Source organism: Klebsiella sp. 1SOBk5mer (assembly GCF_046603115.1).
Lineage (GTDB): Bacteria > Pseudomonadota > Gammaproteobacteria > Enterobacterales > Enterobacteriaceae > Klebsiella > Klebsiella quasipneumoniae.
The window spans coordinates 320,945-340,579 of record NZ_JBKIUU010000004.1 but is presented as its reverse complement, the minus strand read 5'-3'; the positions used below and the strand labels follow the sequence as shown (position 1 = coordinate 340,579).

Annotated in this window: 18 protein-coding genes; 7 read left to right on the top strand and 11 right to left on the bottom strand. The window is 63.6% G+C overall.

Going from position 1 to position 19,635, the window contains the following annotated elements:
* The first annotated feature begins 113 nt into the window (after positions 1-113).
* The 4 genes from ACLH1U_RS12610 to ACLH1U_RS12595 are packed head-to-tail and all read left to right on the top strand — an operon-like array spanning position 114 to position 3,489.
* A complete protein-coding gene (locus ACLH1U_RS12610) occupies positions 114-1,136 on the top strand; it encodes an ABC transporter permease (protein ID WP_044521521.1) in 1,023 nt (340 codons plus the stop codon).
* Positions 1,136-1,969, top strand: coding sequence for an ABC transporter permease (locus tag ACLH1U_RS12605; RefSeq protein WP_032455042.1), 834 nt, complete (start codon positions 1,136-1,138; stop codon positions 1,967-1,969). The genes ACLH1U_RS12610 and ACLH1U_RS12605 overlap by 1 nt, the downstream gene beginning before the upstream one ends.
* Entirely contained in the window at positions 1,962-2,798 is an 837-nt protein-coding gene (locus ACLH1U_RS12600; protein WP_072421333.1) for an ABC transporter ATP-binding protein, read from the top strand. The genes ACLH1U_RS12605 and ACLH1U_RS12600 overlap by 8 nt, the downstream gene beginning before the upstream one ends.
* The gene (locus tag ACLH1U_RS12595; protein ID WP_032455040.1) at positions 2,785-3,489 is read left to right on the top strand and encodes an ABC transporter ATP-binding protein; all 705 of its coding nucleotides are present in this window, start codon (positions 2,785-2,787) and stop codon (positions 3,487-3,489) included. Before ACLH1U_RS12600 ends, ACLH1U_RS12595 begins: the two co-directional genes overlap by 14 nt.
* 1,477 nt (positions 3,490-4,966) lie before the next feature.
* Here ACLH1U_RS12595 and ACLH1U_RS12590 read toward each other — a convergent pair.
* The gene (locus tag ACLH1U_RS12590) at positions 4,967-6,304 is read right to left on the bottom strand and encodes an aspartate aminotransferase family protein (RefSeq protein ID WP_411299276.1); all 1,338 of its coding nucleotides are present in this window, start codon (positions 6,302-6,304) and stop codon (positions 4,967-4,969) included.
* Positions 6,305-6,484: 180 nt separating this feature from the next.
* Here ACLH1U_RS12590 and ACLH1U_RS12585 point away from each other — a divergent pair, with 180 nt between their 5' ends.
* Positions 6,485-7,249 (top strand): SDR family NAD(P)-dependent oxidoreductase, encoded by a 765-nt coding sequence (locus ACLH1U_RS12585; RefSeq protein WP_023288749.1) that lies wholly within the window; start codon positions 6,485-6,487, stop codon positions 7,247-7,249.
* A 52-nt stretch (positions 7,250-7,301) separates the two neighbouring features.
* On the opposite strand, the gene ACLH1U_RS12580 is transcribed toward ACLH1U_RS12585, so the two are convergent.
* Genes ACLH1U_RS12580 through ACLH1U_RS12565 form a run of 4 tightly spaced genes read right to left on the bottom strand, consistent with a single transcriptional unit; the run spans position 7,302 to position 10,276 of the window.
* Positions 7,302-8,063, bottom strand: coding sequence for an amino acid ABC transporter ATP-binding protein (locus ACLH1U_RS12580; RefSeq protein WP_032455037.1), 762 nt, complete (start codon positions 8,061-8,063; stop codon positions 7,302-7,304).
* On the bottom strand, positions 8,056-8,721 hold the full coding sequence (locus tag ACLH1U_RS12575) for an amino acid ABC transporter permease (protein WP_048296980.1): 666 nt from the start codon (positions 8,719-8,721) through the stop codon (positions 8,056-8,058). The genes ACLH1U_RS12580 and ACLH1U_RS12575 overlap by 8 nt, the downstream gene beginning before the upstream one ends.
* 14 nt (positions 8,722-8,735) lie before the next feature.
* A complete protein-coding gene (locus tag ACLH1U_RS12570; RefSeq protein WP_002893187.1) occupies positions 8,736-9,377 on the bottom strand; it encodes an amino acid ABC transporter permease in 642 nt (213 codons plus the stop codon).
* A 47-nt stretch (positions 9,378-9,424) separates the two neighbouring features.
* Entirely contained in the window at positions 9,425-10,276 is an 852-nt protein-coding gene (locus tag ACLH1U_RS12565; RefSeq protein ID WP_022631237.1) for a transporter substrate-binding domain-containing protein, read from the bottom strand.
* A 240-nt stretch (positions 10,277-10,516) separates the two neighbouring features.
* Between ACLH1U_RS12565 and ACLH1U_RS12560 the strand changes: the two genes are divergently transcribed.
* Positions 10,517-11,980, top strand: coding sequence for a PLP-dependent aminotransferase family protein (locus ACLH1U_RS12560; protein ID WP_023288747.1), 1,464 nt, complete (start codon positions 10,517-10,519; stop codon positions 11,978-11,980).
* Here ACLH1U_RS12560 and ACLH1U_RS12555 read toward each other — a convergent pair.
* Entirely contained in the window at positions 11,977-13,311 is a 1,335-nt protein-coding gene (locus ACLH1U_RS12555) for a PLP-dependent aminotransferase family protein (protein WP_411299275.1), read from the bottom strand. The genes ACLH1U_RS12560 and ACLH1U_RS12555 overlap by 4 nt on opposite strands.
* 124 nt (positions 13,312-13,435) lie before the next feature.
* On the opposite strand from ACLH1U_RS12555, the gene ACLH1U_RS12550 reads away from it, so the two are divergent.
* Positions 13,436-14,344, top strand: a complete 909-nt coding sequence (locus ACLH1U_RS12550; protein WP_102003103.1) for a DMT family transporter — start codon at positions 13,436-13,438, stop codon at positions 14,342-14,344.
* A 34-nt stretch (positions 14,345-14,378) separates the two neighbouring features.
* On the opposite strand, the gene ACLH1U_RS12545 is transcribed toward ACLH1U_RS12550, so the two are convergent.
* The 5 genes from ACLH1U_RS12545 to ACLH1U_RS12525 all read right to left on the bottom strand — a co-directional run bounded on the left by ACLH1U_RS12545 (position 14,379) and on the right by ACLH1U_RS12525 (position 19,635).
* A complete protein-coding gene (locus ACLH1U_RS12545) occupies positions 14,379-15,647 on the bottom strand; it encodes a Zn-dependent hydrolase (protein ID WP_085551168.1) in 1,269 nt (422 codons plus the stop codon).
* Between the two features lie 97 nt (positions 15,648-15,744).
* Positions 15,745-16,755: an ABC transporter ATP-binding protein gene (locus tag ACLH1U_RS12540; RefSeq protein ID WP_085551169.1), complete on the bottom strand. Its 1,011-nt coding sequence runs from the start codon at positions 16,753-16,755 to the stop codon at positions 15,745-15,747.
* Entirely contained in the window at positions 16,745-17,782 is a 1,038-nt protein-coding gene (locus ACLH1U_RS12535) for an ABC transporter ATP-binding protein (protein WP_048334323.1), read from the bottom strand. The genes ACLH1U_RS12540 and ACLH1U_RS12535 overlap by 11 nt, the downstream gene beginning before the upstream one ends.
* Before the next feature lie 3 nt (positions 17,783-17,785).
* Positions 17,786-18,679 (bottom strand): ABC transporter permease, encoded by an 894-nt coding sequence (locus ACLH1U_RS12530; protein ID WP_023288741.1) that lies wholly within the window; start codon positions 18,677-18,679, stop codon positions 17,786-17,788.
* A 2-nt stretch (positions 18,680-18,681) separates the two neighbouring features.
* On the bottom strand, positions 18,682-19,635 hold the full coding sequence (locus ACLH1U_RS12525; RefSeq protein ID WP_023288740.1) for an ABC transporter permease: 954 nt from the start codon (positions 19,633-19,635) through the stop codon (positions 18,682-18,684).

Here is a 19,635-nt window from a genome sequence, read left to right as displayed (position 1 = left end):
ATGTTACCGGGCATGGCGGTCTCGCCCTGCCCGGATGACCGTTTCTCCACCCGGACCCGGTGGGCGTCGCGCCGCCGGGAACCATGTTGATATACCAGGAATTTCCATTTTCCATGCCATCGTTTTCCACTCATCTTACCCGCCTGCTGCAGGGGCTGTTGACCCTGCTGCTGACGCTGTTCGGGCTGCTGCTGGTGACCTTCTCGCTCTCCGCGCTGTCGCCGGTCGACCGCGTACTGCAGATCGTCGGCGACCATGCCAGCCAGTCGACCTATGATCAGGTTCGCCATCAGCTGGGTCTCGACCAGCCGCTGCCGGTGCAGTTCTGGCACTACCTGGTCAACCTGGCCCATGGCGATCTCGGTATCGCCAGCGCCACCGGCCAGCCGGTGCTCCACGATCTGCTGGCGGTCTTCCCGGCGACCCTTGAGCTGGCGACCCTGGCGCTGATCGTCGGCGCGGTACTGGGCATCGTCGCCGGGGTGCTGTGCGCCCGTTACGCCGGTTCGCCGTGGGATCTGGCGGTGCGCACCTTTACCCTGTTGGGCAACTCGGTGCCGATATTCTGGCTCGGCCTGCTGATGCTGGCCCTGTTCTACGCCCGGCTGCAGTGGGCGCCGGGCCCGGGTCGTCTCGACGATATTTATCAGTACACCGTCGAGCCGCGCAGCGGTTTTGCGCTGATCGACACCTGGCTCTCCGGCGATACAGCGGCTTTCAAAAATGCTATCGGCCATCTGCTGCTGCCGGGGCTGGTTCTGGCCTATTACTCGCTGGCGAGCATCACCCGTCTGACCCGCTCCGCCTGTCTCAGTGAAATGAACAAAGAGTACATTCTGCTGGCGCGGGCCAAAGGGGCCGGTGAGATGACGATTCTGCTGCGTCACGTTCTGCCCAATATCCGCGGCACCCTGCTGACGGTAACCGCCCTCGCCTGGACCTCAATGCTCGAAGGGGCGGTGCTCACCGAAACCGTCTTCTCATGGCCGGGGATCGGTCGCTACCTCACCACCGCGCTGTTCGCCGGAGATACCACGGCGATCATGGGCGGCACGCTGCTGATCGGCGTGAGTTTTGTGCTGATCAATAACCTGACCGACCTGCTGGTGCGGTTAACCGACCCGAGGGTGCGCTGATGCCGACTTATCTGTTTTTACGCCGTCTGCGCCGCTCACCCGCCGCCTTCTGCGGTCTGACCCTGGTGATCCTGTTGGTGCTGACCGCGCTGTTCGCCCCGTGGCTGGCGCCGCACGATCCCAACTGGCAGGATGCCGCCGCCCGTCTGCAGGGCCCGGGCGCGGGGCACTGGCTCGGCACCGACAGCTACGGCCGCGATCTGCTGTCACGCCTGCTCTACGGCGCCCGTCCGGCGCTGGGTCTGGTCGCGCTGGTGACCGCCATTACCCTGCCCGTCGGTCTGCTGGTGGGTATTCTCTCCGGCTACTATGGCGGGTGGCTGGAGCGGATACTGATGCGCTTTACCGACGTGGTGATGTCGATGCCGCGGCTGATCCTCGCCTTCGCGTTCGTGGCGATGCTCGGCCCGGGGCTGGTCAACGGCGCGTTGGCGTTAGCCCTGACTACCTGGCCGGCCTACGCCCGTCAGGCGCGCAGCGAAATTCAGCGCCTGCGCCATAGCGATTACCTCGCCGCGGCGGAGATGCTGGGCATCCGCGGCTGGCGGCTGCTGGTCGGCCATATTCTGCCGCTGTGTCTGCCGTCGGCGATTGTCCGGCTGGCGCTCGATCTGGCGGGCATTATCCTCGCCGCCGCCGGGCTCGGCTTTCTCGGCCTGGGCGCCCGCCCGCCGATGGCGGAGTGGGGAGCGATGATTGCCGACGGGATGCAGGTGATTTTCGATCAGTGGTGGATCGCCGCCATCCCCGGCGCGGCGATCCTGCTCGCCAGCCTGGCGTTTAACCTGCTGGGCGATGGCCTGCGCGATATTCTGGAGCCGCAACATGACTGACATCCGACTGACCGTCCAGGGACTCGCCGTCGACTACCCCACCGCCCGGGTGGTGGATAACATCAGCTTCACCCTCGGCAACGAGCGGCTGGCGCTGGTGGGGGAATCCGGCTCCGGCAAATCGATGACCGCCCGGGCGCTGATGGGCCTGGTGCGCAAGCCCGGGGTGGTGAGCGCCGAACGGCTGGAGGTGCTGGGGCGCGATGTGCTGACCCTCAGCGCCCGCGGCTGGCGCGAACTGCGCGGCAACGATATCGCCATGGTGCTGCAGGATCCACGCTATGCGCTGAATCCGGTGCAGTCCATTCAGACGCAGCTGGAGGAGGCGTTAACCCTGCATCAGCGTCTCCGCCGCCGCGCTCGCGCCGAGGCGGTCAAAGACGCCATCGCCGCCGTCGGTCTGGATCTCCCGGTCCTCAGCCGCTATCCCGGCGAGCTCTCCGGCGGGATGGGGCAGCGAGTGATGATCGCCCTCGCGCTGCTCAATAACCCGAGGGTGCTGATAGCCGACGAGCCGACCTCGGCCCTTGACGCCCGCCTGCGCAACCAGATCCTCGAGCTGCTGGTGGAGCAGTGCGCGCAGCGGCAGATGGCCATGTTACTGATCAGCCACGATCTACCGCTGGTGGCCGCGCATTGCGATCGCGTGCTGGTGATGTACCAGGGGAGACAGGTCGATGAGATGCCGGCGCGGGCGCTGCCGACCGCGACGCACCCTTATACCCGCACCCTGTGGACCTGCCGGCCAAATGCGCAAACCTACGGTCAGATGCTGCCGACCCTCGACAGAACCCAGGACTTTACGGAGACGACCCATGGCGATCGTTAATCTTAAGGATCTACAGGTAACATTCGGCGCGAAGACGGCGGTTTCCGCCGCCAGTTTCCGTGTCGACGCCGGGGAAACCTTCAGCCTGATCGGCGCCTCGGGCTGCGGCAAATCGACGATTTTGCGCGTGCTCGCCGGATTACAGCGCGAATGGCGCGGCAGCGTGGCGCTGCTGGGCCAGGCCATCGCGCCGGGCGCCCGCTTTCAGGGCGAGCTGCGACGCAATGTGCAGATGGTATTTCAGGATCCGTATGCTTCGCTGCATCCCAACCACACCCTGTGGCGCACCCTGGCGGAGCCGCTGCAGATCCACGGCATCCGCGACGTTGCCCCGCGGGTGACCACCGCCCTTGAGCAGGTGGGTCTGGCCGCCGACGCCGCACGCCGCTATCCGCACCAGCTCTCCGGCGGTCAACGGCAGCGCGTGGCCATTGCCCGCGCCCTGCTGCTGCGTCCGCAGATCCTGCTGCTGGATGAGCCGACCTCGGCGCTGGATATGTCGGTGCAGGCGGAAATCCTCAATCTGCTTAATCGCCTGAAACAGGAGCACGGCATGACCTATCTGCTGGTCAGCCACGATGCCGATGTCATCGCCCATATGTCCGATCGGGCGGCGTTTATGGCGGAGGGTGTGATCCAGCGCTTTTTCGATCGCGAAGCGCTGCTCAACGGGGAACACCGGATGAAGTGAGGTCAGCGGAGGAGCCATCGTTTTGTCGGTGGCGCTTCGCTTACCCGACCTGGAGGGTTCGTGCGACCTGTCGTTGATTCACCCACTTGTGCGACTGAAACTGCCGGTGCTGACGGCCTCAAAATCGCTGAGACGTTCCCGGAAGGCCGGGGCAGCCCGCATGGATGCGGGCTGAGGGCCGTGTTTTGCACGGACGCTGCCTCGGCCCGACCCGAAGCCTGCAGGGATAAGTCGAAGGCACCACGCAGTGGCGATTTTGCTGGCCGGAGCCCGGGGGTACAGGGGGCGGCGGCGACTGGCCGCCCCCTGTGCGCTCCCTGCGCCATAAGAGACATAGCGCAGAAAATTAACCGGGAGCGCAATCTGCCCGGAATTAACATAGAAGTTGTAGCCCTGCCAGGCGCAGTGCGAACAAGGACATTTCCGGTTGTGCCGTTATTTTGCCGGGTGGCGGCTGCGCCTTACCCGGCCTACAGGATCCACTCACAGGCTCACACCCCGTAGGCCCGTGCAAGCGCAGCGCCGCCGGGCAAGATATCAGGCACGGTATCCGTGGTGTTGCCGGGTGGCGGCTGCGCCTTACCCGGCCTACGTTCTTACGACCTGTCGTTAATTTATTCACCATTGTTGCTGAAACTGCCGGTGCTGGCGGCCTCAAAATCGCTGAGACGTTCCCGGAAGGCCGGGGCAGCCCGCATGGATGCGGGCTGAGGGCCGTGTTTTGCACGGACGCTGCCTCGGCCCGACCCGAAGCCTGCAGGGATAAGTCGAAGGGACCACGCAGTGGCGATTTTGCTGGCCGGAGCCCGGGGGTACAGGGGGCGGCGGCGACTGGCCGCCCCCTGTGCGCTCCCTGCGCCATAAGGGACATAGCGCAGAAGACATATCGGGAGCGCAATCTGTCCGGAAATAACATAGAAGTTGTAGCCCCGCCAGGCGCAGTATGCACAAGGAAATTGACGCTTGTGCCGTTATTTTGCCGGGTGGCGGCTGCGCCTTACCCGGCCTGGAGGGGCCGTGCAGCCAGCCGTTAATTAACCCACTTGCGCCACTGAAACTGCCGGTGCTGGCGGCCTCAAAATCGCTGAGACGTTCCCGGAAGGCCGGGGCAGCCCGCATGGATGCGGGCTGAGGGCCGTGTTTTGCACGGACGCTGCCTCGGCCCGACCCGAAGCCTGCAGGGATAAGTCGAAGGGACCGCGCAGCGGCGATTTTGCTGGCCGGAGCCCGGGGGTACAGGGGGCGGCGGCGACTGGCCGCCCCCTGTGCGCTCCCTGCGCCATGATTGACATAACGCAGAAAATTAACCGGGAGCGCAATCTGCCCGGAATTGACATAACGCAGACGATTAGCCGGGAGCGCAAACTACGCTGAAGCCACAGATAACATAAAAAACCACACGGCAGCGCTTCCCCTCCCCCTGGCCCTCTCCCGGAGGGAAAGGGAACCGTCCGGTGGTCGCTTCCGCTACCCTCCCCTACTTCGCCAGGCTGGCAAAGCGGGCGAAGACCGCATCAAAAATCCCCAAGCCCTGCGCCACCTGCTCAGCAGTAATGGTGCACGGCGGTACCACATGAATGCGGTTCTCCACCACAAAGGCCAGCAGCCCGGCTTCGGTCAGGGCCCCTTTGATCGCGGTCATGTCGGCGGCGGTCAACGGCGTTTTTTGTTCACGGCTGCTCACCAGCTCCAGCGCCTGGAACAGGCCGCGACCGCGCACCTCGCCGATAATGGCGTGCTTCTCCGCCAGCGCCTCGAGACCGGGGCGCAGCACCTCGTTGCCGATATAGGCCGCGTTCTCAACCACCTTCTCCTCTTTCATCGCGTCGATGGTGGCGACAATCGCCGCCATCGCCAGCGGATGGCCGGAGTAGGTCAGCCCCCCGGCAAAGAAGTGATCGTCAAAATAGCGGGCAATCGGCTCGCTAATCAGCACCCCGCCCGCCGGCACGTAGCCGGCGTTAACCCCCTTGGCAAAGGTCACCAGATCCGGCACCACGCCATCCTGTTCGAAGGCGAACCAGCTGCCGGTACGACCAAAGCCGGCCATCACCTCATCGAGGATCAGCACGATGCCAAACTCGTCGGCCAGCGCGCGCACGCCCTGCATATAGCCTGCCGGCGGCACGAGGATCCCGGCGGTGCCGGGGATGGACTCCAGCAGGATCGCCGCGATAGCCGTCGGCCCCTCGCATTCAATGATCCGCCGCAGATGGGCCAGCGCGCGCTGGCACTCCTCCTCCTCGGTCGCGGCGTTGAACTCGCTGCGGTAAAGGTAAGGATTGAAGAAATGCACATGGCCACGGGAAAACTCATTCGGCACCCGGCGCCAGTCGCCGGTGGCGGCGATCGCGCTGCCGGTGTTGCCATGGTAGGAGCGATAGGCCGACAGCACCTTGTCGCGTCCGGTATACAGCCGCGCCATGCGAATCGCGTTCTCATTGGCATCCGCCCCGGCGTTGGTGAAAAATACCTTGCTGAAGCCCGCCGGCGCCAGATCGACGATGCGCTTCGCCGCTTCGCCGCGGGCAAGGTTGGCGGTAGCGGGCGCAATGGTGACCAGGGTCTCCAGCTGCGCCTTCATGGCCGCCAGCACCCGGGGATGTTGATAGCCAATGTTGACGTTCACCAGCTGGCTGCTGAAGTCGAGCCAGGTGTTCCCCTCATAATCCCATAGCTCGCAGCCTTGCGCCCCGGCGATGACCAGCGGGTTGAGATTGCCCTGCATCGACCATGAATGAAACACATAGGCGCGATCCAATTGCCGAACTTCGTCATTGCTTACCGCGACCTCGTTGTGAATTGCCAGCTTCATACCCTGCCCTCTCTCATGTCGTAGTGGTTGACTTCATCATTGGCCGCGGCCGCGTAAATCGGATAGAGCCAGTGTGTGCAAAACGATGTGACACGGTGTCACATCCCCGCCCGTCGTCTGGCCCTGTGCCTTGCCGTCCGGCGTTTTTATAGTGAAGGGACAACCGCACAGGAGAATGAGATGGCAACGAGCAACGTAGTGTTTATCACCGGGGCGACCTCGGGTTTTGGCGAAGCGGCAGCGCAGGTGTTTGCCGACGCGGGCTGGTCGCTGGTGTTGAGCGGGCGCCGCTATCCGCGACTGAAGGCCTTGCAGGACAGACTCGCCGCCCAGGTGCCGGTGCATATTATTGAGCTTGACGTTCGTGACAGCGAGGCGGTGGCTGCCGCCGTGGCGTCGCTGCCCGCCGATTTCGCCGATATCACCACCCTGATCAACAACGCCGGGCTGGCGCTGTCGCCGCTGCCGGCGCAGGAGGTGGCGCTGGAGGACTGGAAAACGATGATCGACACCAACGTCACCGGTCTGGTGACGATGACCCACGCCCTGCTGCCGACGCTGATTCGCCATGGCGCCGGGGCGAGCATTATCAATATCGGCTCGATCGCCGGGCAGTGGCCCTATCCCGGCAGCCATGTCTATGGCGCCAGCAAGGCCTTTGTAAAACAGTTCAGCTATAATCTGCGCTGCGATCTGCTTGGCACCGGCGTGCGGGTCACCGATCTGGCGCCGGGGATTGCCGAGACCGAATTTACCCTGGTGCGCACTAAGGGCGACCAGGCGGCATCGGATAAGCTCTATCGCGGCACCACGCCGCTGAGCGCGCGCGATATCGCCGAGCAGATGTTTTATATCGCCACGCTGCCGGCGCATATGAACATTAACCGGGTGGAGGTGATGCCGGTGCGTCAGGCGTGGCAGCCGTTCGCCATCGACCGGGATTAAGCGAAACCCGACGCTCCCCCTGCCGGCGCTACCGGCAGGGGCACTGCCCGGTCTAGCGGCTGCTTTGCAGAAACTGCCTGACGCGTTCGGAGTCAGGTTGCGTGAAAAACTTCTCCGGCGGCGCCTTCTCAATCAGCAGCCCCTTCTCCAGAAACACCACCTCATTGGACACCTGGCGGGCAAAATCCATCTCGTGGGTCACCACCACCATGGTGTAGCCCTCGGCGGCAAGGGCTTTCATCACCCCTAACACCTCGTTCACCAGCTCCGGATCCAGCGCCGAGGTCGGTTCGTCAAAGAGGATAACTTCCGGCGACATCGCCAGCGAACGGGCGATCGCCACCCGCTGCTTCTGCCCGCCGGAGAGAGTGATCGGGTAGACATCGGCTTTGTGCGCCATGCCGACTTTCTCCAGCTGCTGCATGGCCATGGCCTGCGCCTCGTCTCGTTTCATGCCCTTAACGCGCAGCAGCGCCTCGCTGACGTTCTGCTGCACGGTCAGGTGCGGCCACAGGTTAAAACTCTGAAACACCATCCCCACCCGTTCGCGGATTTTCGCCAGCTGGCGGTGCGACATTGCCCGGCCGCGCTGCTCATCAATCCCCAGCCGCTGACCGCCGATATGAATTTCGCCGCGGTCCGGCTGTTCCAGCCAGTTCATACAGCGCAGCAGGGTGGATTTTCCCGACCCGGACGAGCCGAGAATACTCACCACGGTCCCCTTCTCCACCGTCAGGTTAATATCCCGCAGGACTTCCACATTATCGAACTGCTTGGAGACGTTTTTGACGCTTACGGCAATAGACTCAGGCATGGCTCATTCCTCTTTTGGCTCCCCAGGCGGTCAGGCGCTTAATCAGCAGCTCCAGCAGAATGCTGATCGCCCAGTAAAGCCCAATGGCGACGATAAAGGCGTTAAACGGAATAAAATAGGTCGCCTGGACGCTGTTGGCGGCGGCGGTGATCTCCTGAACGGTAATAATGCTCAGAAAAGCGGTGTCCTTCAGGCAGATAATCAGCTGATTGCCGATCAGCGGTAAGGCGGAAGAGACGATATTGGGTAAAATAATCCGCCGAAAAATGGCATAGCGAGAAAAGCCCTGAGCAATGGCGGCTTCAATATACCCGCCGGAAAATACCCGCCGCTGGCTGCGCAATATTTCAAAGAAATAGGCGCCATGATAAATAATCAGGGCCAGTAAACCGGCGGTCCACGGCTCCATGCTAATACCGAGCTGCGGCAGTCCGTAATACAGCAGATAGGCGAGGATCAAAAAAGGGATCGCGCGCATCAGGCTGACGAAACCAATGATAACCCGGTTAAGGACTTTCTTTTGATATTCGCTAAAATAACACAGCGCAATACCGATAATAAGGGCCGCGAGGGCGGCGGTAATAAACAGTTCGAGGGTCGCGAATAACCCGGCAATAAAGCTATCGCGTACCGACCAGATAACGCCCCACTGATTCATAATACCTCCCGTTGCTAGCGCGCCAGGCGCCTGGCTTTCCGTTCCGCAATCCCCTGCAGCTTCAATAAACAGCCGATGATCGCCACATACAGCAGGCCGGCGGCGAGGATCGGCGACAGCGGCTCGTAGGTGACCGAGGAGATACGGTTGGTCACCCGGGTGAGATCCACCACGCCGATCACGGCGATCGCCGGGCTACCTTTGATCAAAAACGACATCTCATTGACCAGCGCCGGCAGGCTCTCGATCCACATCTGCGGCAGCATGATGTAGCGGAAGTAGGTCCAGCGGCGCATTCCCACCGATTCCGCCGCCTCCCGCTGTTCGCGCGGAAAGGTGCGGAAGGCGTTGCGCCAGATCTCAGCGTTAAACGCCGAGGTGTTAAGCGTCAGCGCCACGATGGCGGCCACGTTCTTGTCGAGGTTAATGCCCATCGTGGGCAAGGAAAGGAACAGAAACAGCACCAGCGTCACCAGCGGCGTCGCGCGGGCCAGGCTGATATAGACCACCAGCAGCTGGTCGATAACCGGCAGGCGCAGCATCCGCACCAGGGCGATCAGCAGCCCCGCCACCACCCCGAAGGCGATAGCGATGGCCGAAATCCAGAGGGTCGTCCATGCGCCTTCGATTAATAACTGCCAGGAAATTGCATCCATGAGGCCCTCCTTCTCAGCAACAGGCGGCGGTCGCCCGCCGCGGAACATTACAGACCGGCAAGCTTATGAAACTGTTCCGGGCTGGTGATCGCCTCGGTAGGCAGGTTGTCATAGGTTTCGCCAAACCACTTTTTCTGCAGCTCGGCGAGCTTGCCGGTCTCCTTCATGTGGTTCATAAACTTGGTCATATAGGCCAGCAGCTGCGGCGAGTTTTTCGGGATCGGCCACGCCATATAGCCCGGTCCGGAGACGGCCAGCCCTTTGGCGAAGACCTTCGGTTTGGCTTTCGCCAGGTCGTTCACCGAGATCACCACGTTAATCACGTAATCCAGCCGCTTATTCGCCAGGTCGGCGTAGGCTTCCGGATAGGAGGGGTACTCCACCACCGGCCCCAGCTTGCCGCCGGTCTTCTCCAGCATCGCCTTCAGCTCCGGCAAACGCGCCAGCAGCGCGCTGCCCGCCTGCACGCCCACTTTTTTGCCGCTGAGATCGGCAATGGTGTTTAGCGAGGTATCGCCAGCGCGTTTGACGAAATAGTGCTGCGCGGAGGCCCACGGCGGGGTGAAATCAAAGACCTTCAGCCGCTCATCGGTAATAACCGCCCCGGTCAAGGCCATATCGTATTGTCCGGTGGAAACCGCCGCTAATAATCCGGTCCACGGTAATATGCTCTGGTCGACATGAAATTTGGCGTATTTACGTAACTCCTCAAGCATATCTTTGTTAAAGCCATCGGCCTGACCATTATTCATAAAGTTAAATGGCGCATAATCATCTTCCGTCGCCACTTTCAGGGTGCCGGATTTTTCTATTTCCGGCAGATCGGCCGCGACGGCGTGATAAGAAAAAGCAACCGTTAATACAGCGCTCAGACACATTGATGCCAATGATTTTTTCATTATTTCACCCCTGATGGATGGGCCAGACGGGTTCATTCCAGAACGCGAAAAGGTTTATGCAAAATAGAGGCCGGGAGGTTCCGGTCCGCGGCGGCTGAATGCGTTTTTAATGTGGGAGCGTTTTGCAATTCCGTATAGAGCCAGATGGGCCGCATCGCTGTGTCAGATGGCGGAAGGCTGGTATGGAATTTGCTGAGCTTATGGGGTGGTCGCGATGCGTTATTGCCAGAGGAGCCCCGTATGATCCGTCACCTGTTACACGTTGATTTTGAGCCTGGCCGCGGTTTACAGGAGCAGGTGCGAGAGACGCTGGTGAATGCCATTCTCAGCGGGATCTTCGCCGCCGACACCCCGCTGCCCTCCTGCCGCCAGCTGGCCAGCCAGCTGCGCGTCTCGCGCAATACCACCGCCCTGGTGTTCGAAAGCCTGGTCAACGAGGGCTATCTGATAAGCCGCCCGCGAAGCGGTTACTACCTGCATCCCGACTATCACGACGCTTCGCCTCCCGCGGTCGAGAGTGCACCGCAGCGCGAAGCGGCTGCACCACGCTGGGGCGACCGGCTGCAGATGACCCCCAGCCAGCAGGAGTCGATCCTCAAACCGGCGGGCTGGATGCACTACCGCTACCCGTTTATCTACGGCCAGCCCGATACCCGGCAGTTCCCGCTGGCCACCTGGCGCTCGGCGGCCAACTGGCTGCACGGCGGGGTGCGCGATCCGGCGTGGGTGGTCGACCATATTGACCAGGATGTGCCGATGCTCATCGAGCAGATCCGCACCCGGGTGCTGCCCAAGCGCGGCATTGTCGCCGCCCCGGACGAAATTCTCATCACCCTGGGCTCGCAAAACGCCCTCTACCTGCTGACACGGCTGCTGCTCTCTTCCACCACCCGCATTGGCGTCGAAAACCCCTGCTTTCGCGAAGCCATCAACACCTTTCTGCTCGCCGACGCCGAGGTAGCGCCGCACCCGGTGGATGAAGAGGGGATCGTGCTTAATGAGCGTCCCTGCGATTACTACTATGTCACCCCCGGCCACCAGGTGCCCACCGGTGTGGCGATGAGCAGCGCGCGCCGCCGCCAGCTGCTGGAGCATGCCGCCCGCCATGACGCGGTGATCATTGAAGATGATTATGACTCGGAGAGTAACTTTACCCAAAACCCGCTGCCGGCGCTGAAGGCCAGCGATCGCAGCGGCCGGGTGGTGTATGTCAGCAGCCTGTCAAAGGCGCTGTCGCCGGGGCTGCGGCTGGGGTTTATGGTCGCCGACCCGGACCTGATCGACGAGGCGCGCGCCCTGCGCCGACTGGTCTATCGCCATCCGCCGACCAACATTCAGTACCAGATGGCCCACTTCCTCGCCCAGGGCCATTATGAAACCCATCTGCGGCGCTACCACTACGACTCCGCCCAGCGCTGGGAGCGCCTGCACGCCGCCCTGCAGCGCTACCTGCCGTCGTGCCGCGCGCTGGCGGGGAGCGAACACGCTAACGCCTTCTGGCTGCAGACCCCGGCGCAGATCAACACCCAGCAGCTTACCTGGCGCGCCGCCCACGCCGGCGTGCTGATTGAGCCCGGGGCGCGCCATTTTCTCAACGCCGCGCCGCCGGATAACTACTTTCGCATGGGATTCCACGCCATTAACCCCGACGCCATCGCCCGGGGGGTGGAAGTCCTGCGCGGCCAGCTGGAGCAGATGGGTTAGCGGGATTGCTCATACTCGACGGCATCACGCACGTTGAGCAGCGCCGGGCGCAGGCTGTCGAAAGGCACCGAACCGAGCGCGATGCGCAGCGCCTGTGGGATCGTGGCGGAGACGCAGAACGGCTCGGCGGTCGACACCGAAATACGGCGTTCCATCAGCGCATTCGCCAGCCGGTCGGCCCGGCTCTCTTCGCCCAGCGGCAGCCAGACGAAGTACGAATCGGGATGACTCACGACGGGAAGGCAGCAGAGCACCTCGCGGGCCACCTGCTGCCGCTGTCGCGCATCCTGTCGTTTCTGCGTTTCAAAGCGGGCCACCGTGCCATCTTCAATCCAGGCGCAGATCAGCGAGCTTATCAGCGTCGGCGTATTCCACGTCGTGGCCCGGATGGCGCGCTCAATCTCCGGCCGATAGCGCGGCGGAGAAATCACCACCCCCACGCGCAGTCCGGTGGCGATATTTTTCGAAAATCCGGTGACATACACCGTTCTTTCCGGCGCATAGCTGACCACCGGCGGCGGCGGACGGCTCACCAGCCGGGCGTAGGCGGCATCTTCGATAATCAGCAGATCGTGCTGGCGCGCGAGGTCGGCCAGCGCCTGCCGCTGCCCGGCGTTGAGCACCCAGCCCAGCGGATTGTGCAGCGTCGGCATGGTATACACCGCCCGCACCCGCCGCTGCTGGCACAGCGTGTGAAGCGCCTGCAGGTCCGGCCCTTCGGCCCGACAGGGGATCGCCGCCAGCTCCAGATGATAGAGCGCCGCCAGCACCTTGAAGCCCGAATAGGTCAGCGCATCCACCGCCACCACATCCCCCGGACGTAACAGCCCCATAACGGTCACCGCCAGCCCGTGCTGCGCGCCGTTGACGATCAGGACATTTTCCGCGTCCGGCGCAAAGTGCCGGCAGGTCAAATGGCGGGCGATGATTTCCCGCTCGGCGAGCCGCCCGGCGTGAGGCTGATAGCGCAGATGCGAGTCAATATCGCCCGCCATCGCCAGCTGCCTGAGCGCCTCGCGCAGCGCATCGCCCTGCGCCGGCAGCGAAGGGTAGTTGAAGTTAAGATCCACGACGTCGGCGGCCACCACCTGCTGGTCGACCCCATGCCCCGGCGGCAGCGAGAGGTCCCGCACGAAGGTGCCGCGCCCGGTTTCGCCACTGACCAGCCCCATCTCCTCCAGTTCACGGTAGACGCGCGTGGCGGTGGCCAGCGAGAGGCGTTCCTCGGCGGCCAGGGTACGGTGCGTCGGCAGACGGCTGCCGGCGGGCAGCTGCCCGCTGCGGATCGCCTGCGCGTATCGGTCGACAACGGCTTTGTATCGGGCTTTCATCGTGAAATGTATCTATGACAATAATTTGATTGTATCAGATTGGCCACATTACCATCGCCGCTGACGATGCTCAAGCGGGCGCAGCCCAATCAGATAACGCGAGGTTAACGTGGTAGATTCAACACTGGATAAATCGGCGCCCGGCCCCTGGTCCGGATGGCTTCATGGTTTACTGGGGGTGATCATTTTCAGCGGTTCGCTGCCCGCGACGCGGCTGGCGGTGCAGGATATGGATCCGTTGTTATTGACCTTTCTGCGCGCCTCCATCGCCGGGCTGCTTGCCGTCGCGCTGCTAGTCGGCTTTCGTCAGAAACGCCCGCGCCTGGCGCAGCTTGTGCCCCTGATCATCGTCTCATCCGGGGTGGTGATCGGCTTTCCCCTGCTCACGGCGCTGGCCCTGCAGCGCATCACCTCGGCGCATTCGATTGTGTTTATTGGCCTGCTGCCGCTGATGACCGCCCTCTTCGGCGTACTGCGCGGTGGCGAACGTCCGCGGCGGGCTTTCTGGATCTTTTCGCTGCTGGGCAGCCTGCTGGTGATGGGATTCGCCCTGACGCAAAGTGCGGCGGCGTCGCTCAGCGGCGATCTGCTGATGCTGGCGGCGGTGATCGCCTGCGGCCTCGGCTATGCGGAAGGGGCAAAGCTGACCCGGGAGCTCGGCGGCTGGCAGGTGATCTGCTGGGCGCTGGTGATAGCCCTGCCGTTGATGCTCCCCGCCTCGCTGATAGTTCAGCCCGCCTCCTGGCATGCCATCTCGGCCTCCTCCTGGGCCGCGCTGGGCTATGTGTCGCTCTTCAGCATGCTGATCGGTTTCATCTTCTGGTACAAAGGGCTGGCCGCGGGCGGGATCGCCGCCGTCGGCCAGCTCCAGCTATTGCAGCCGTTCTTTGGGCTTGGCCTGTCGGCGGCGCTGTTGCACGAAACCGTCAGCCCCTTGATGCTGGCGGTCACCCTCGGGGTGGTGCTGTGCGTGGTGGGCTCGCGCAAATTTGGCCGCCAGCGGGTTGGCGCAGGGAGCGGGAGCCGCGCCTGACCTGACGCGTCGCCCCGCCGGGGAGGATGACCGCCTACACCGGCCGGGCGTACTGGAGCATCACCTGCAGCAGCACGTTGGCCCCGGCGGCGACGTGCTCCGGCGAGGCATACTCCATTTCGTTATGGCTGATCCCGTCCTTGCAGGGGATAAAAATCATCCCGGTCGGCGCCAGGTAGCTCATATACACGGCGTCATGCCCGGCGCCGGAGACAATCGGCCGCGCCGGATAGCCCAGCCGCTGCGCGGCATCGGCAATGGCCTGCTGGCATTCGCCATCGAACGGCGCCGCCGGATAATGGCTCACCTGCTTCAGGGCCACCTGCAGACCGCTCTCCCGCTCAACCTCCGTGATAAACGCCCGCAGCTGGCGATCCATTTCATCCACCAGCGCATCGCTGAGATTGCGCATATCAATGGAGAAGGTGACCTCCCCGGGCACCACGTTGCGGCTGTTGGGCCACACCTGCACGCTGCCGACGGTGCCGCGTCCCTCTTCGCTGCGCCCGGCAATGGCGACCACCTCCTGCATAATGCGGGTCGCCACCTGCAGGGCATCCTGACGCAGGCGCATCGGCGTGGGTCCGGCGTGCGACGCCTGGCCGGTGACCACGCAGTCGTACCAGCGGATCCCCAGCACGCCCTGCACGATACCGATGGTTTTCGCTTCATCTTCTAGGATCGGTCCCTGCTCAATGTGCGCCTCAAAATAGGCGCCGATGGGATGTTCTCCCGGGGTCTGCTCGCCGATATAGCCGATCTGCGCCAGCGCCTCGCCGACGCTGACGCCCTCTTTATCCGTGACGGCCCAGGTCTTCTCCAGCGGGAAGACCCCGGCAAAGACCCCGGAGCCCATCATCACCGGCACAAAGCGCGACCCCTCTTCGTTGGTCCAGAACACCACCTCAATCGGCGCCTCGGTGGCAATCTGCCGATCGTTGAGCGTGCGCACCACCTCCAGCGCCGCCAGCACGCCGTAGTTGCCGTCAAATTTGCCGCCGGAGGGCTGGGTGTCGATATGGCTGCCGGAGACGATGGGCGGCAGGCTGGGGTTGCGCCCTTCCCGGCGCATAAACACATTGCCGATTTTATCGATGGTGACGCTCAGCCCGGCCTCCCGCGCCCAGCTAATCACCCGGTCCCGCCCCTGGCGGTCGAGGTCGGTGAGGGTCAGACGGCGGCAGCCGCCCTTCGGCGTGGCGCCGATCTGAGCAAGGTCCATTAACGACGCCCACAGGCGGTCGCCATTGATGCGCCAGCGGGTGGTGTCGGTGGCGGAGGTAAAAAGTACATCACTGCTCATGGTGGTCTCCTGACATCAAGGTCGCCGCCAGCGCAACCGGCGGTGGAAAATAAGGCATCAGCGCCTGGCCTTCATCTGTAGAGTGTGTTGCCGCCGGTCAGACGGCCAGGGCCTGCGCGTGGTCGTCAATCGCCAGCTCGCGCCAGCGGTGGCAACTCACTGTGTGGCGCTCCGCTGCGGCCTCCGTCGGCGGCAGGCTCTGCTCGCAGACCGGGCGACGGTGCGGGCAGCGCTCGGCAAAGGCGCAGCCGGGGGGCAAGCGCGCCAGATCCGGCGGCGCGCCGGGAATGCAGTGCAGGGCATCGCCTTTCTTGAGCCCCTCTTTCGGCCGGCTGCCCAGCAGCACCCGGGTATAAGGATGGCGCGGGTGGCGCAGGATCTCGCTCATGGCGGCCTCCTCGACGATCCGCCCGGCGTACATCACCGCCACCCGGTCGGCAATCTCCACCGCGGCGCCGATATCGTGGGTCACAAACACGATCGACAGCCCGCGCTGCTTTTGCTGCTCGCGCAGCAGGATCAGGATCTGGATTTGCACCGTGGCGTCGAGGGCGGTGGTCGGCTCATCCGCCAGCAGCAGCTGCGGGTTACAGGAGAGCGCAAGGGCGATCATCGCCCGCTGGCGCATCCCGCCGGACATCTCGTGCGGGTAAGCCTCCAGCCGCCGTTCGGGGCTGGGAATGCGCACCTGACGCAGGGCCTCCAGCGCTCTGTCCCGGGCCGCCTGGCGCGACAGCCCTTCGTGGCGGCGCAGCCCTTCTATAATCTGCTGCCCGACGGTGTAGACCGGATCGAAGGCCAGCAGCGGCTCCTGAAAAATCATCGCGCAGCGCCCGCCGCGATAGCGCCGCAGCTGGCTGGCGTTCATCGTCAGCACCGCGTCGTCCCCCACCCGCAGGGTGCCGGAGAGCTCACTGCTCCCCGGCGGGTGCAGGCGCATCAGCGCCCGCAGGGTCACGCTCTTGCCGGAACCCGACTCGCCAATCAACGCCATCACCTCCCCCTTTTGTACGTCAAAGGAGACCCCGTTGACCGCGTTGATGGTCTGTCCGTCGCGGCGAAAGACGACCCGCAGGTCGCGCACATGGACAAAGGCGTTATGCGACATGGCTGACCTCCTTAAGAGGGATGCTCTGATGCCAGGGCGAGGCCGGCTGCGCCATCAGGCAGGCGCTCTGGTGCCCCTCCCCGACCGCCTCCAGCCGCGGTTTCACCTCGGCGCAGACCGCCTTCGCGTGCGGGCAGCGGGTGTGAAAGCGGCAGCCGCTCGGCGGCGCGATGGGGCTGGGGGGATCGCCGCTCAGCGGCGAGGTCAGGGTGCGGTTTTGCGGATCCATGGAGGGCATGGAGCTTAACAGCGCCCGGGTATAGGGATGGGCGGAGGCGGTAAACAGCTGCTCCGCCGGGCCGATCTCCACCACTTCGCCAAGGTACATGACGAGGATCCGATCCGACAGCCAGCGCACCACGTGCAGATCGTGGCTGATGAATACGTAGGTCAGCTCGAGGGTCCGCTTCAGCTCCTGCAGCAGCTGCAGCACCTGAGCTTCCACTGATTTATCCAGCGCCGACACCGCTTCATCAAGAATCACCAGCCGCGGCTTCATCGCCAGCGCGCGGGCGATATTCACCCGCTGCCGCTGGCCGCCGGAGAGCGCATGGGGATAGCGGTCGGCAAAGCGCGCCGGCTCAAGGCCAACGTGCGCCAGCAGATAGCGGGCGTATTCGCTGGCCTCTCTGGCGCTGACGCCATGAACCCGCTGGCCGAAGGCGATGCTCTCCTCCATGGTCAGGCGCGGATTGAGCGAGGCATAGCTGTCCTGGAAAACCATCTGCACCTGGCGACGGTAGGCTTTCAGCGGCAGACGCGACGAGCCGACCCCCAGCCCGTCGAAGATCAGTTCGCCGCTGTCCTGGGTGAGCAGCTGCATCAGCAGCCGGGCGGTGGTCGATTTGCCGCAGCCCGACTCGCCGACCACCCCCAGGGTTTCGCCTTTCATCACCGTGAAGCTGATATCGTCCACCGCCTGGACCACCTCCCGGCCTTTGCCGCCGCGGAAGTACTTCAGCAGGTGATTGACCTTCAGCAGCGGCTGCGCCGGCCCGCCGAGGTCGATATTGGTAAAGGGTTGCATCGCTTACTCCTTAATCGCCATTGCCGCACGCAGGCGGTCCGCGAGGATATTGAACGAAATGGAGGTGATAAAAATCATCAGGCCCGGCAGGGCGGCCACCCACGGCTGGGTATAGATTGCCGTGCGCAGCGTATTGAGCATCAGCCCCCACTCGGGCTCCGGCGGCCGCACGCCGAGGCCGAGAAACGACAGGCCGGAGGCGAGGATCATGCACACCGAAATCAGCCCGGTGGAAAAGACGAAGATCGGCCCGAGCACGTTACCCAGCACCTGGACGCGGATAATGGTCAACGCGCTGGCGCCGGTGGCCCGGGCGGCATCGATATAGTCCATATGCCGTACCTGGGCGGTCACGCTCTCGGCAATCCGCGCCACCTGCGGGACAAACACCAGGGTCAGCGACAGCAGCGCATTGCCGATGCCAGCCCCCAGCGCCCCCGACAGCGCAATCGCCAGCAGGACCGAGGGAAAGGCATAGAACACATCCACGGTACGCATGATCAGGGTATTGATTTTGCCGCCCATATAGCCAGCGATGATCCCAATGGCGCCGCCGATAAAAAAGGCGAACACCACCGGGACAATCCCCATAAACAGCGACAGCCGGGTGCCGAGGATCAGTCGCGACAGCATGTCGCGCCCCAGCTCATCAGAGCCCAGCGGGAAGCCGTCGCTGCCGATGGGCTTCAGGCGCAGGAACATCGACGTTTGATAGGGGTCTTTGACGATAAGCCACGGCCCGAACAGCGCCAGGGCCAGCAGAACGAGAATGATCGCGCCGACGAATACCCCGCCCGGATCGCGCAGCAAGCGGCGCAGCACGCCGCGCCAGTAACCTTGCCGGGAAGCGTTGGCCGGCGCGGCCGGGACCGCTTTCGTCGTTGCCGTATCCACCATGGTCAGCTCCTCTTAATGCGCGGGTCGAGGGTGGTCTGCAGAATATCCACCAACAGGTTGAGCAATACGAAAAACAGCGCCAGCACCCAGATGGTGCCCTGCAGCAGGGGCAGGTCGCGCTGAAAAATGGCGGTGTTGAGCAGCAGCCCGGTTCCCGGCCAGGAGAAGACGGTCTCCACAAGGATCGAGCCGCCCATCAGATAGCCCACCTGCAGCCCCATCACCGCCAGCGCGGTTGGCGCGGCATTTTTCATGACGTGGACAAAGATGCGCGATTCGTTGAGCCCGCGAGCGCGCAGGCCAACGATGAACTCCTGGCTGAGGATATCGGCGACCTGCGAGCGCACGGTGCGGGCGATAATCCCGGTCGGGATCACCGACAGCGTGATGGCCGGCAGCAGCATGAACTGCAGGTGCGCCCAGTCCCATTGCCAGCCCACCTCGCCTATCGGCCCGCCGCCGGTGGCCGGCAGCAGCGCGAACTTGACGCTGCAGAGGATCACCAGCAGCATCCCCAGCCAGTAGTGCGGCACGCTGACGCCAAACACCGACAACACCGAGGCCAGACGGTCAATGACGCTGTTGCGAAAATAGCCGGCGACAAAGCCGAACAGACTGCCGAGGACGAAACCGATCGCCGTCGCCAGCAGCGCCAGGCGCAGGGAGTAGCTTACCGCGGTCATCACCTCGTCAATAACCGGGCGGCCGGTGGCGACCGACATACCGAGGTCGCCGTGCAGCGCCCGCCACAGCCAGTGGATAAACTGCAGGGGCAGCGGCTTATCAAAGCCGTAGGCCTGCATCAACGTCTGGCGCAGCGCCTCCGAGGCGTCCGGCGGCATTACCGACACCAGCGGGTCGCCAGGCGCTATCTGCACCAGCATGAAACAGATCACCGCCACCCCAAGCATGGTGGGGATAGCCAGCAGAATGCGGTATAGCAGCGTATTGATCAT

Excerpts from the sequence above, each read along its gene's own strand:
- ACLH1U_RS12605 (WP_032455042.1), top strand. The coding sequence starts at position 1,136 with ATGCCGACTTATCTGTTTTTACGCCGTCTGCGCCGCTCACCCGCCGCC.
- ACLH1U_RS12610 (WP_044521521.1), top strand. The coding sequence starts at position 114 with ATGCCATCGTTTTCCACTCATCTTACCCGCCTGCTGCAGGGGCTGTTG.
- ACLH1U_RS12600 (WP_072421333.1), top strand. The coding sequence starts at position 1,962 with ATGACTGACATCCGACTGACCGTCCAGGGACTCGCCGTCGACTACCCC.
- ACLH1U_RS12590 (WP_411299276.1), bottom strand. The coding sequence starts at position 6,304 with ATGAAGCTGGCAATTCACAACGAGGTCGCGGTAAGCAATGACGAAGTT.
- ACLH1U_RS12565 (WP_022631237.1), bottom strand. The coding sequence starts at position 10,276 with ATGAAAAAATCATTGGCATCAATGTGTCTGAGCGCTGTATTAACGGTT.
- ACLH1U_RS12535 (WP_048334323.1), bottom strand. The coding sequence starts at position 17,782 with ATGCAACCCTTTACCAATATCGACCTCGGCGGGCCGGCGCAGCCGCTG.
- ACLH1U_RS12530 (WP_023288741.1), bottom strand. The coding sequence starts at position 18,679 with ATGGTGGATACGGCAACGACGAAAGCGGTCCCGGCCGCGCCGGCCAAC.
- ACLH1U_RS12585 (WP_023288749.1), top strand. The coding sequence starts at position 6,485 with ATGGCAACGAGCAACGTAGTGTTTATCACCGGGGCGACCTCGGGTTTT.
- ACLH1U_RS12525 (WP_023288740.1), bottom strand. The coding sequence starts at position 19,635 with ATGATCAATACGCTGCTATACCGCATTCTGCTGGCTATCCCCACCATG.
- ACLH1U_RS12580 (WP_032455037.1), bottom strand. The coding sequence starts at position 8,063 with ATGCCTGAGTCTATTGCCGTAAGCGTCAAAAACGTCTCCAAGCAGTTC.
- ACLH1U_RS12570 (WP_002893187.1), bottom strand. The coding sequence starts at position 9,377 with ATGGATGCAATTTCCTGGCAGTTATTAATCGAAGGCGCATGGACGACC.
- ACLH1U_RS12555 (WP_411299275.1), bottom strand. The coding sequence starts at position 13,311 with ATGAAAGCCCGATACAAAGCCGTTGTCGACCGATACGCGCAGGCGATC.
- ACLH1U_RS12595 (WP_032455040.1), top strand. The coding sequence starts at position 2,785 with ATGGCGATCGTTAATCTTAAGGATCTACAGGTAACATTCGGCGCGAAG.
- ACLH1U_RS12575 (WP_048296980.1), bottom strand. The coding sequence starts at position 8,721 with ATGAATCAGTGGGGCGTTATCTGGTCGGTACGCGATAGCTTTATTGCC.
- ACLH1U_RS12540 (WP_085551169.1), bottom strand. The coding sequence starts at position 16,755 with ATGTCGCATAACGCCTTTGTCCATGTGCGCGACCTGCGGGTCGTCTTT.
- ACLH1U_RS12560 (WP_023288747.1), top strand. The coding sequence starts at position 10,517 with ATGATCCGTCACCTGTTACACGTTGATTTTGAGCCTGGCCGCGGTTTA.
- ACLH1U_RS12545 (WP_085551168.1), bottom strand. The coding sequence starts at position 15,647 with ATGAGCAGTGATGTACTTTTTACCTCCGCCACCGACACCACCCGCTGG.